8 protein-coding genes are annotated in these 11,822 nt (G+C 74.6%); 6 read left to right on the top strand and 2 right to left on the bottom strand.

What is annotated here, in order from left to right:
• Positions 1-136 precede the first annotated feature (136 nt).
• From OG764_RS13310 to moeZ, 5 genes are all read left to right on the top strand, one after another.
• The gene (locus OG764_RS13310; protein ID WP_328968635.1) at positions 137-1,837 is read left to right on the top strand and encodes a DUF3492 domain-containing protein; all 1,701 of its coding nucleotides are present in this window, start codon (positions 137-139) and stop codon (positions 1,835-1,837) included.
• The gene (locus OG764_RS13305) at positions 1,834-3,069 is read left to right on the top strand and encodes a hypothetical protein (protein WP_328968634.1); all 1,236 of its coding nucleotides are present in this window, start codon (positions 1,834-1,836) and stop codon (positions 3,067-3,069) included. The genes OG764_RS13310 and OG764_RS13305 overlap by 4 nt, the downstream gene beginning before the upstream one ends.
• Before the next feature lie 119 nt (positions 3,070-3,188).
• Positions 3,189-4,190 (top strand): NAD-dependent epimerase/dehydratase, encoded by a 1,002-nt coding sequence (locus OG764_RS13300; RefSeq protein ID WP_328968633.1) that lies wholly within the window; start codon positions 3,189-3,191, stop codon positions 4,188-4,190.
• On the top strand, positions 4,178-4,942 hold the full coding sequence (locus OG764_RS13295) for a spherulation-specific family 4 protein (protein WP_328968632.1): 765 nt from the start codon (positions 4,178-4,180) through the stop codon (positions 4,940-4,942). The genes OG764_RS13300 and OG764_RS13295 overlap by 13 nt, the downstream gene beginning before the upstream one ends.
• A 79-nt stretch (positions 4,943-5,021) precedes the next feature.
• Positions 5,022-6,200, top strand: a complete 1,179-nt coding sequence (moeZ, locus tag OG764_RS13290; protein WP_328968631.1) for an adenylyltransferase/sulfurtransferase MoeZ — start codon at positions 5,022-5,024, stop codon at positions 6,198-6,200.
• A 79-nt stretch (positions 6,201-6,279) separates the two neighbouring features.
• Here moeZ and OG764_RS13285 read toward each other — a convergent pair whose 3' ends face one another.
• Together OG764_RS13285 and OG764_RS13280 are read right to left on the bottom strand one after the other, a co-directional pair.
• Positions 6,280-7,827: an alpha/beta hydrolase gene (locus OG764_RS13285; RefSeq protein ID WP_328968630.1), complete on the bottom strand. Its 1,548-nt coding sequence runs from the start codon at positions 7,825-7,827 to the stop codon at positions 6,280-6,282.
• A 484-nt stretch (positions 7,828-8,311) separates the two neighbouring features.
• Positions 8,312-11,224, bottom strand: coding sequence for a lysylphosphatidylglycerol synthase transmembrane domain-containing protein (locus OG764_RS13280; RefSeq protein ID WP_328968629.1), 2,913 nt, complete (start codon positions 11,222-11,224; stop codon positions 8,312-8,314).
• An 80-nt stretch (positions 11,225-11,304) separates the two neighbouring features.
• On the opposite strand from OG764_RS13280, the gene OG764_RS13275 reads away from it, so the two are divergent.
• The gene (locus OG764_RS13275) at positions 11,305-11,679 is read left to right on the top strand and encodes an MGMT family protein (protein WP_328972988.1); all 375 of its coding nucleotides are present in this window, start codon (positions 11,305-11,307) and stop codon (positions 11,677-11,679) included.
• Positions 11,680-11,822 lie beyond the last annotated feature (143 nt).

Here is an 11,822-nt window from a genome sequence, read left to right as displayed (position 1 = left end):
TTACGACTCTTCACCCCTTCCGGTGGCGCGACGGACAACCGTCCGTCGCGTCACCGGCGGATCCGCTTGAGTTCTCCCGCGGCGGGTCGCCCGGACCGAAGGCGGCCGCCACGAACGGGAGATCGGGGGTGCACTCGTGCGGATCGGACTGGTCACGGAAGGTGGTTATCCCTATGCGACGGGTGAGGCGAGACTCTGGTGCGACCGGCTCGTCCGCGGCCTCGACCGGCACGAGTTCGAGCTCTACGCGCTGAGCCGCAGCGCCGAGCAGGAGGAACGCGGCCACGTCCCGCTGCCGCCCCAGGTGACCTCGGTGCGCACCGCACCGCTGTGGGCCCCCGGCGACGACGGGCGCACCTACGGCCGCCGCGAGCGCCGCCGCTTCGCCGCCGCCTTCCGGGAGCTCGTCGCCGGCGTGACCACCGGCGCGGCGCAGCCCTTCGCCGCCGGACTGTACGCACTTGCCGAACTCGCCCGCGAGGAAGGCGGGCTGTACGCGGCACTGCGCTCCGAGACCGCCGTACGGGCCCTGGAGGCCGCCTGCCGCGCCCCGGGCGCCGGCCGCACCCTCAACACCGTCCAGGTCTGCGACCTGCTCGACTTCGTGGACGAACTGGAACGCACCCTGCGCCCGCTGTCCCTCGACTGGTACACCGGCAAGCCCGTCGGCCGGCTCGCCTCGGTGGACCTCTGCCACGCCGCCGCCGGCGGCATCGCGGCGCTGCCCGGGCTGTTGGCCAAACGCTTCTTCGGAGTCCCGTTGCTGGTCACCGAGTACGGGGTCCAACTGCGCGCCCACTACCTGGAACAGGCCGGCGCCCCGCTCTCCGCGGCCGTCCGCGCCCTGCTGGCCGCCTTCCACGGCCGGCTCGCCGCCGAGATCTACCGGCAGGCCGACCTCGTCACCCCCGGCAACACCCATGCGCGGCGCTGGCAGGAGCGCTGCGGGGCGGACCGGGCGCGGCTGCGCACCGTCTACCCGGGGATGGAGGCGGACCGATTCGCCACCGCCGGCGAGGACCCGCAGGCCGGCGACCCGCTCACACTGGTGTGGGTGGGCCGGATAGAGCCCGCCAAGGACCTCATCGGCCTGCTGCACGCCTTCGCGGAAGTGCGCCGGGAGGAACCCGCGGCTCGGCTGCGGATCTTCGGCGCGCCGGCCCGCACCGCCGAGTCCGTCGCCTACCTCGCGCACTGCCGGGCGCTCGCCGCCCAGCTCTTCCCCGACGAGGCCGCGAACGCCGTGACCGCCGGCGACAACCCGGTCTCCTTCGAGGAGATCGGCGGCCCCGAGGCGCCCGAACCCGCGGACGCGTACGCCTCCGGGCGGGTCGTGGTGCTCTCCTCGGTCGTCGAGGGCTTCCCGATCAGCCTCGTCGAGGCCATGTTCTGCGGGCGGGCCACGGTTTCCACGGACGCCGGCGCGGTCTGCGAGGTCATCGGCGGCACCGGACTGGTCGTCCCGCCGCGCAACCCGCGCGCCCTCGCCGACGCCTGCCTCGCGCTGCTCCGCGACCCCGAGCGGGCCGAGCGGCTCGGCGCCGCGGCCCGGGCCCGGGCCCTCGAACTCTTCACCGTCGAGCAGAACATCGCCGCGTTCCGGGAGATCTACCTGGAGCTGATCGCCCGCAGCCCGGCCCCACCGGGCGAGGCGGTCCCCTTCGGCGTCCCCGCCGAAGCCCGCGTCCCCGGCACCTGGCCGACCGCGCCCGCGGCCCCGACCGCCGCCGCCCCGAAGCGCGCCGCCGCCGCACACCACGGGCCCGCCGCGGCCCCGTCCGGCCCGGACGCGTCCGCCGATCCGACCACCCCCGCCACCGCGGAGGCGCCGGTATGAGCCGCCCCCTGGACCCCGCCGACCCCCTCGCCACCACACCGGAAGCCGTATCCGCCCACGGCGCGGGCGCCGCCGCACTCGAAGCCGGGCCGGGCTTCGGCCCGGGAGTCGCGTCGGGCTACGGGCCGGCCTACGGCTCGGGCGCCGTACCGGAGTCGGTACCGGCCTACGGCTCGGGCGCCGTACCGGAGTCCGTACCGGCCCACGGGTCGGGCGCCGCATCCGCAGGTGCGACCGGATACGGGCCGGGCGCCGGCCGTGCGTCCGTGGCCGGGTCGGGTGACGCCGGCGGGGGCCGGGTTGACCGGGGCGTCAACGGGCGCGTCAACACCGCGGCCCGCCGCCGGCCCGCCGTCGACCCGGTCAAGGTGCTCATGCACCGTCACCGCGCCCTGTGCGAACAGGCCGTCGACCCGCTGGAGATCGCCGTCGGGCTGGAGGCCCACGGCGTCACCGACCGCACCGCAGCCCGCTTCCGCCACCGCGACGTCTTCTCGCTCGCCGAAGAGCTGTACGCCCGCGTCCCCCGCACCGACCCCGCGCCGCCGCCGCAGCCGCAGCTGCCCCCGGGCCGGCGGCGCGAGGACGTCCTCGCCCTCGGCTACGCCCTCTTGACCGGCGCGCTCGCCGTCACCGCGGCCCTGCTGCCCGGCGGCGGCCCCGCCGGCACGGCCGCCCGCGCCGCCGCCGTACTCGCCGCCCTCCTGTTCTGCCTGCGCCGCGGCCCCCTGCGTGCCGCCGGCACCGGCCGCACCCCGTTCCCGACCCGCGCCGCCGCCGCCCTCCTCCTCGGCTACGCCTGGTACACCGGCGCGGCGACCTCCACCGCCCTCGCCCTGGGCCTCGCCCCCGCGGTCTGCTGCGCCGCCCTCTTCGCCGCGGGCGCCCGGCGCCGGCTCGCCGCCAGCCGCGCCCTCGACGAGTTCGCCGCCGGCGCCCGCCCCCTCTTCCTCACCGTCATCGCACTCCACACCGCCGCCCTCGCCGGACTGCTCGTGCTCACCGGCGGCGACCCGCTCACCGGCATCGCCCTCGGCAGCCTGCTGTTCGCGGCCCGGCTGCTCGCCGTGCACGGCCTCCCGGCGGGCGCCGCACTCGGCGCGGCCTGCGCCGCCGAGGCCGCCGCGTGGGCGGCCGGCCTGCCCGGCGGTGGCCTCGCCGCCGCCGCGCTCGCCCTCCTCGTCCACGCCTGCGCCGTCCTGTCCCGCGCCTCGGCCCACTCCCGGGCCTGAGCCGCCCCCGGGTCCGTGGAGCCGACGCCGCGGACCCACCGCCCCACCCCGAAGAAGGAGAACCGAGAGATGACCGCCCAACCGACCGCCACGCCCCGTCGGCACCACGGGGGCACGCGATGAGGGTGCTGCTGATCGGAGCCAACGGATACCTCGGCCGCTACGTGGCCGACCGGCTCCTCGCCGACCCCGCCGTCCAGCTCACCGCGCTCGGGCGCGGCGACGACGCCGACGTCCGCTTCGACCTCGCCACCGGCAGCCCCGGCGCGCTGACCCGCTTCCTGGACGCCGTACACCCCGGCGTCGTCATCAACTGCGCGGGCACCACCCGCGGCGGGGCCCGCGAACTGACCCGCCACAACACCGTCGCCGTCGCCACCATCTGCGAGTCGCTGCGCCGCAGCGGCTGCGGCGCCCGGCTGGTCCAGCTCGGCTGCGCCGCCGAGTACGGGCCCAGCCAGGTCGGGTCCTCCACGGCCGAGGACGCCGTCCCCAGACCGGGAGGGCCGTACGGCGTGAGCAAACTCGCCGCGACCGAGCTGGTCCTCGGCTCCGGGCTCGACGCCGTCGTCCTGCGGGTGTTCTCGCCGGTCGGCCCCGGCACCCCGGCCGGCTCCCCGCTCGGCCGGCTCGCCGAGGCCATGCGCCGTGCCATGCAGTCCGGGGACGGCGAGCTCAAGCTCGGCGGGCTCGGCGTCCAGCGCGACTTCGTCGACGTGCGCGACGTGGCCCGGGCCGTGCACGCGGCCTCGCTGTCCGCCGCCCAGGGCGTGGTCAACATCGGCACCGGACGGGCCGTCCGGCTGCGCGACGCGGCCTCCGTGCTCGCCCGGGTCGCCGGCTACGGCGGCTCGCTGCACGAGATCGACGGCCCCCCGCAGCACCCCGGGTACGGCAGCCGGCCGCCCGGTCTCGCCGCCATCGGAGCACCCCGCTCCGAGGCGACCTCGGACCAGATCGCCGCCGCGGCCGCGCCCGCCGCGTACCCGTACCCGGACGGCTGCGGGGCCTGGCAGCAGGCCGACGTGCGCACCGCCCGCGACCGGCTCGGCTGGCGGCCGCGGATCAACCTGGAGGAGTCCCTCGCGGACATCTGGATGGAGGCCGCGTGCCGCATCTGACCACGACGGGCGCCCGCACCGCCGCCACCGGGGCGGGCGGCCTCGGCTTCGGCGTCCCCGGCTACGCGCACCCCTTGGTCGCCCCCGTGGAATGGGCCGAACTGAGCCGCCCCGGCACCCCGCTGCACTGGGCCGTGCTCAACGTCGCGGACGGCCCCGGCCGGCGGCCCGACCCGCACTGCACCGAGGCCGCCCACCGGCTGCGGGAGGCCGGCGGCACCGTGCTCGGCCATCTCGCGATGCGAGACGGCGAGCGGAGCTTCGGCGAGCTGATCTCCGACGCCCACCGGTTCCGCGACTGGTACGGGGTGGGCGGCTTCTACCTCGCCGGGGCGCCGTCCGGGCCGGCCGCGCTGGCCGGCGTGCAGCGGACCGTGGAGACCCTGCGCACCCTCGGGGACCCGGCCGCGGCGAAGGTCCGCATCGTCCTCGGGCACGGCACCCACCCCTGCCCGGGATACGCCGAACTCGCCGACCAGTTGGTCACGTTCGCCGGAGCGTGGGCCGACTACCGGTGGTCCCAGGTGGCCGAGTGGACCGCCGACCACCCGCCCGAGAAGTTCTGCCACTTCGTCCACGGGGTGCCGCGCACGCACCTGGAGGAAGCCATGCGGATCGCCCGCTGGCAGGGCGCCGGGACGATCTGGTTCACCGACCGCTCGGACCGGTACGGCACCGGGGACCCCTGGGCGGCCATGCCCGGGTACTGGGACGAAATCGTCTCGCGCATCGGACCAGGTGTCTCGGAATGAAGAGGGGCGTGGCACTGTTACGGGAAAGAACAGCCCTTAATTGCCCCCCGTGCCTGCGGGGGATGACTCAGGAGTCCCCGTGTCGTTGCCACCCCTGGTTGAGCCGGCTGCCGAGCTCACCGTTGACGAGGTCCGTCGGTACTCCCGCCACCTGATCATCCCGGATGTCGGGATGGACGGGCAGAAGCGCCTGAAGAACGCCAAGGTGCTCGCCGTGGGTGCCGGCGGTCTCGGCTCGCCCGCCCTCATGTACCTCGCCGCGGCCGGCGTCGGCACGCTGGGCATCGTCGAGTTCGACGAGGTCGACGAGTCGAACCTGCAGCGCCAGATCATCCACAGCCAGGCGGACATCGGCCGTTCCAAGGCCGAGTCGGCGCGCGACAGCGTGCTCGGCATCAACCCGTACGTCAACGTGGTCCTTCACGAAGAGCGGCTCGAAGCCGAGAACGTGATGGAGATCTTCAGCCAGTACGACCTCATCGTCGACGGCACGGACAACTTCGCCACGCGCTACCTGGTCAACGACGCCTGCGTGCTGCTGAACAAGCCGTACGTCTGGGGTTCGATCTACCGCTTCGACGGCCAGGCCTCGGTGTTCTGGTCCGAGCACGGGCCCTGCTACCGCTGCCTCTACCCGGAGCCGCCGCCGCCGGGCATGGTCCCCTCCTGCGCCGAGGGCGGCGTGCTGGGCGTGCTCTGCGCGTCCATCGGCTCCATCCAGGTCAACGAGGCCATCAAGCTCCTCGCGGGCATCGGCGAGCCGCTCGTCGGCCGCCTGATGATCTACGACGCCCTGGAGATGCAGTACCGCCAGGTCAAGGTCCGCAAGGACCCCGACTGCGCGGTCTGCGGCGAGAACCCGACCGTCACCGAGCTCATCGACTACGAGGCCTTCTGCGGCGTCGTGTCGGAGGAGGCCCAGGAGGCGGCCCTCGGCTCGACGATCACTCCGAAGCAGCTCAAGGAGTGGATCGACGCGGACGAGAAGATCGAGATCATCGACGTCCGTGAGAAGAACGAGTACGAGATCGTCTCGATCCCCGGCGCCAAGCTGATCCCCAAGGGCGAGTTCCTGATGGGCACCGCCCTCCAGGACCTGCCCCAGGACAAGCGCATCGTCCTGCACTGCAAGACGGGTGTCCGCAGTGCGGAAGTCCTCGCGGTGCTGAAGTCCGCGGGCTTCGCGGACGCGGTGCACGTCGGCGGCGGCGTGATCGGCTGGGTCCACCAGATCGAGCCCGAGAAGCCGGTCTACTGACCTGACGCGTGACAGGGCCCGTGCCGCGGTGAGCGGTACGGGCCCTTTCGCGTCCGCCGGCCGTCCGTACCGACGTGGCTCAGGTGCCGCAGACGGTCCGGGCGGGGGGCACCGTACCCTCCAGCAGGTAGGCGTCCACGGCCTTCTGCACGCACGGGTCGCCGCTGTTGTACGCGCCGTGGCCCTCGCCCTCGTACGTGAGCTCCACGCCGACCCCCGGGCCCAGCTCCTGCACCATCCTGCGGGCGCCCTCGTACGGGGTGGCCGGGTCACCGGTGTTGCCGATCACCAGGATCGGGGCCGCGCCCGGGGCGCTGACGTCGGGCGTCTGCCAGGCGCCGGCCACCGGCCAGGCACTGCAGCCCATCAGCCCCCAGCCGAGGAACTCGCCGAAGACGGCCGACGCGGCCCGGAACCGGGGCAGCTCGGCCTTGGTCTGCGCCAGCGAGAAGCGCTCCTTGGAGTCGGCGCAGTTGATCGCCGTGTTCGCCGCGCCGATGTTGCTGTACGTGCCGTCCTGGTTGCGGCCGTTCATCGCGTCGGACAGGGCCAGGAGCAACTGCCCCTGCCCGCCGTCCGCCTCGTCGAGGCCCTGCTCCAGCAGCGGCCAGAACTCCTTCGAGTACAGGGCCTGCGCGATGCCGTTGGTGGCGGCGGTCTCGGTCAGCTTGCGGTCCCCGCTGCCTGGGATCGGCCGCGCGCGCAGCCGCTTCTGGAGCTCCACGATGCCCTGCTCGACCTCCTTTGCGGTGGCACCGGGCAACAGGCACTTCTCGCCGCGGTCGACGCAGTCCTGCGCGAAGTTGCCCAGGGCCAGCTGGAAGCCCTGGGCCTGGCCCAGCGAACCCTCCTCGGACGTCTTCGTCGGGTCCACGACCGCGTCGAAGACGGCCCGGCCGACGTTCTTCGGGAACAGGTGGGCGTAGACCCCGCCCAGCTCGGTGCCGTACGAGATGCCGAAGTAGTGGAGCTTCTCGTCACCGAGGGCCGCGCGCAGCCGGTCCAGGTCGCGGGCGGCGTTCAGGGTGCCGACGTGCGGGAGGACCTCCGCCGAGTTCCGCTCGCAGGCGGCCGCGTACTTCTTGATCCCGTCGACGAACTCCTTCTCCTCGGCGGGTCCCTCGGGCGAGGAGTCGCCCTGGTAGTACGCGTCCAGCTCCCGGTCGTCCTCGCAGCGGACGGTGGCGCTTCGGCCGACCCCGCGCGGGTCGAAGCTCACCAGGTCGTAGCGGGCGCGCAGGCGCTGGTAGTCCTTGGCCGCGCCGGGCAGCGAGGCGACACCGGAACCGCCGGGGCCGCCGAAGTTGTAGACGAGCGAGCCGATGCGCTTCTTCGGGTCCAGGGCCTTGGCGCGGATCAGCGCCAGCTCGATGGTCTCGCCGCCGGGCTCGTCGTAGTCGAGGGGCACGTCGAGCGCGGAGCACTCCCACTCGGGGCCGGGCGGCGAGCCGGTGCCTTCGGCGGCGGACGGGGCGGGGCAGGAGCTCCACTCCAGCCGGGGTGCCTTCGGCGTGGCGGCGGTGTCGGCGCCGGTGTCGGCGCCGTCGTCGGAGCAGGCGGCGAGGCTCAGCAGGACGGCGGTGGCGGCGGCGAGGGCGGTGGCGCGCGGTCCGGCGGAGATCGTCATGCGGTCCATCCTCTGGCGCCGACCGCTGTGCCGCCCGCCCGGTGCCCCAAGCGAGTGGCCCCCCGACGCGCTGATGCCCGACCCCCCTGACGCCGGGGGGCGCGCCCCCCAGCTCTCCCGACGCCCTGGCGGGCAACCTCCAGCCTTGCCGGTGCCCTGGGGGGCAAATCCCCGGCCGTGCCGACGCCTGCCGGGCAACCTCCAGCCTTGCCGACCCTGCGGGCGCGAATTCCAGCCTCGCCGGCGTTTGAGGCGCGGGGTTTGGGGCGGAGCCCCAAGCAACCCGGCTCCGCCGGGCACCGGGCTCCGCCCGGACCCGCTCCTCAAGCGCCGGAGGGGCTGAAGGGTGCGCGGGGTTAGCCGGGCTCCGCCCGGGCCCGCTCCTCAAGCGCCGGAGGGGCTGGAGGTCGCGCCTCAGGTCAGCGGAGGGGCTGAACACGCGCGTCACGGCCAGCCGGTGGGGGCTGGGCGCGCCCGCCGGAGGCTAGAGCGCTTCCTTGCGGGTCAGGTGGTTGAAGGAGATCCAGCCGGGGAGCACCGGCAGCCAGAAGGTCATCAGGCGGAAGAGCAGGACCGCCGAGAGGGCGATCTCCTTGTCCAGGCCCACCAGGACCAGACCGGCCGTCAGCGTCGCCTCGACCGCGCCCACACCACCGGGCGTCGGCGCGGCCGACCCGAGCGCGTTGCCCGCCAGGAAGACCACGGCGATGCTCGCGTAGCTGATCGAGCCGCCGCCGCCGAACGCGCGGATCGACGCGTCCAGGCACATCACGAAGCAGGTCGTCAGCAGCAGCATGCCGCCGATGCCCGTCATCAGCTTCTGGGGCCGCTGGAGCACGTCCAGCATGCGCGGCACCACCCCCGCGAACAGCGCCCGCACCCGGCTGGCCACGAACTTCCGCAGGAACGGCACCGCGGTCACCACCAGCACCAGTACCGCGACCGTCAGCAGACCGGCGATGACGGTCCGGGACGGGGTCATCTCAGGGGTCTTCTCGGTCCCGGTGAGGTAGCCGAAGGACAGCAGCAGCAGGACGTGGCTGCCCAGCCCGAACAGCTGGGAAGCGCCGACACTGGCCACCGCCAGCCCCGGCCGGACGCCCTGCCGCTGGAGGAAGCGGGTGTTCAGGGCCACGCCGCCGACCGCCGCCGGCGCCACCAGCTTCACGAACGACCCCGCCACCTGCGCCAGTACCGTCCGCAGGAACGGCACGCGTTCGGGCACGAAGCCCAGCAGGCTCATCGCCGCCGCGAAGTAGCTCAGCGCCGAGAACGCGACGGCCGCCGCGACCCAGCCCCACTGCGCCTCGCCGATCACCTTGGCGAAGTCGATGTGGGTGAGCTGGGAGAGCAGGAAGTACGCGGCGAACGCGCCCGCGATGAAACTGACCAGGGTGCGCGGCCGGATCCGCTCCAGGCGGGCCGGCTCCACCGGCGCCTGCGGCCGGATCAGCAGCACCTGGCGGCGGATCTGGCTGAGCAGGTCCTCCTCGCGGGCCTCGTCCAGGGCCAGGTCCAGCGCCTGCTTCTCGGCCTTCTTGTCCGCTTTCTTCTCCGCCTTCGCGGACTTGCGGGCCGCCGCCGACTCGGCCTCCCGGGCCTCCTTCGCGGCCCTCGTCGCCTCCAGTACCGCGTCCCGTTCCCGTTGCGAGCGCTCCCGGGCCAGTCGGCGCAGCGTGGCGCGCGTCGAGCGGCTCAGCGCGATCGGCTGGAGCAGCGGCAGGCAGTCCGCCACCGCGTCCCCGCCGAGCACCGCGACCGCCGCGGCCACCGAGCGTTCCGCGCCCACCCGCAGGCCCAGTGTGGTCAGCAGCTGTGCGATGTCCATCCGCAGCACCAGGTCGCCCGCGGCGATCTCGCCGCCGCGCAGGTCCGTCAGGATGACCCTGCCGGAACGATCCACCACCAGGGCGTCGCCGGCCAGCCTGCGGTGCGCGATCCGCCGCGACTGCAGGGCTTTGACCTGCTGCCAGGCGTTGCGGGTCAGCTCGTCGGTGATCTCGTCGTCGGACAGTGCGTCGAGGGTCCGGCCGCCCAGGTGCTCGTACACGAGCATCACGGCGTCCGGGCCGAGCTCGGAGGTGGCGATCAGCTTGGGGGCGTTGGCGCCCGCCGCGATGGCGGCGTACGCGAGCAGCGCCTCCTGCTCCAGGGCCTGCCGCAGCGACTGCAGGCTGCGGCGGGTGGTGATCCCGCGCAGCGTCAGCCGCCGCCACACCCGGTAGAAGAAGCCGTGTGCCTGCTGCTCGCGGTCCACGACCGTCACGTCGAGCGGCGGCCCGTCCTCCAGGGTCACCAGGTAGCGGCGGCCCCGGTCGTTGTGCTCGGCCTCGGCGCCCTCCTCCACCCGCATCGCGGTGACCGGCTGGAAGCCGACCCGGCGCAGCCCGGCGAGGAGGTTCTGCCCGGTGGGCCGGACGTTGGGGGAGCCGACCGCGTACAGCGTCGCGTAGGCGACGGTCCAGCCGATGAGCACGGTGAGCAGGATCGAGAACGGCGTCGTGTACCCGCCGACCAGCATCGCCAGCGCGTCGAGCAGCAGCACCACCCACAGGGCCACCCGCCAGCGTGGCCGCCGGGTCATGCCCACCGCCGTCATGTACGCGATGACCGGCGCGAGGTAGCCGTGCACGGGGTCGGACAGCGCCTCGCCGACGCCCTGCGGGCGGGTCAGCGCCGCCTGGATGGTGTCCGGGGCGGCCCGCGCCACCCACAGGTCGGTGGCGAGCGTCACGCCGTGGGCCAGCACGGCGGCGAGCACGCCGTCCGCGATCCGCAGCCCGTCGCGTTTGATCAGCCGCTCGATGGCGAAGGCGACCGGGACGAGCAGCACCGCGATGCTGGACACCAGGCCGGCGATCTTGACGAGCAGGGCGGGGGCCTGGCCGGTCCCCTTGCTGATGTCCGAGGCCAGGCCCACGGTGGTGCCGTGGGCGAACGCGGCGATGGCGAGCACCACGGCGATGCCGAGGACGCCGACGAGGACGCGGACCAGGTCGGAGGGGCGGTGCACGCGGGCGGCGAGCAGCGGCTCGTCGATCTCGACCCGCTCGGTGAGCGAGCCGCCCACACCGTCCAGTCCGTCGAGCGCGTCACGGCTATCCGGCGCGTCGCGGCCGTCGGAGCCCTTGGGGCCGGCGGGTCCGGCCTGCCCGGCCTGCCCGGCCGGCCCGGTCGGATCGTTCGGCTCGGCGGACCCGGCGGACCCGGCGGACACCGGAGGCTCCGGGGACGCCGCGGGCACCGAAGGCTCCGCGGGTGCCGGGGACGCCGGGGGCACGGTGGCAGGCGGGGGCTGCGCCCCGCGGTCCGCGCCCCGGGGGCCCGACTCCGCGTCCGGAGGGCCCACGCCCTGCTCCTTCGCCATCTCCGCCGTCTCTTCTCGGTTGGGTATCACCGCTCACCGCCCGGACGATGGTGGCACGTCCCGGCGGACCGGACCGTCGGCAGGGTGCGGTGTCGGTGCGGTACGGCAGCATGGGCCGGATGAGCGAGGTGGCAGGGTCCGGGCTCCCCGACTACGCGGAGCGGGTGCTGGAGGTGGCCGAGCGGATTCCGCCCGGCCGGGTGATGACGTACGGCGACGTCGCCGAATGGCTCGGCGAGGGCGGCCCGCGCCAGGTCGGCCGGGTCATGGCCCTGTACGGCGGGCCCGTGCCCTGGTGGCGGGTGGTCCGCTCGGACGGCGTCCTGCTGCCCGGCAGCGAACTGCGGGCCCTCGCCCACTACCGCGACGAGGGCACCCCGCTGCGCGCGGCCGGCCGCTCGGCCGAGGGGCACGTGCCGCGCCTCGACATGAAGCGGGCGCGCTGGGACGGCGCCGGGGCGGCGGTTGACGAACCTCACAATTGACAGCTTCCGCCATGGACGGCCCAGGCGGGGGCTCGTACACCCGTACGGGGGACGTGGGGGAGCCGTGGACTTCGCTGCACGGCGGGGCGGTTGTGGCGTAGCGTCTTTCCTTCGCGCGCTCCACCCACCCCGCGCGCCGTGCC

The sequence above is a fragment of the Streptomyces sp. NBC_00239 genome (assembly GCF_036194065.1).
In the GTDB taxonomy this organism is placed as follows: domain Bacteria; phylum Actinomycetota; class Actinomycetes; order Streptomycetales; family Streptomycetaceae; genus Streptomyces.
The sequence above is the reverse complement of the archived record's forward strand: the minus strand, read 5'-3'. Positions and strand labels throughout refer to the sequence as shown.

Bases quoted from the DNA above. Each gene is read 5' to 3' on its own strand.
- OG764_RS13305 (WP_328968634.1), top strand. From the start codon at position 1,834: ATGAGCCGCCCCCTGGACCCCGCCGACCCCCTCGCCACCACACCGGAA.
- OG764_RS13300 (WP_328968633.1), top strand. From the start codon at position 3,189: ATGAGGGTGCTGCTGATCGGAGCCAACGGATACCTCGGCCGCTACGTG.
- OG764_RS13275 (WP_328972988.1), top strand. From the start codon at position 11,305: ATGGGCCGGATGAGCGAGGTGGCAGGGTCCGGGCTCCCCGACTACGCG.
- OG764_RS13285 (WP_328968630.1), bottom strand. From the start codon at position 7,827: ATGACGATCTCCGCCGGACCGCGCGCCACCGCCCTCGCCGCCGCCACC.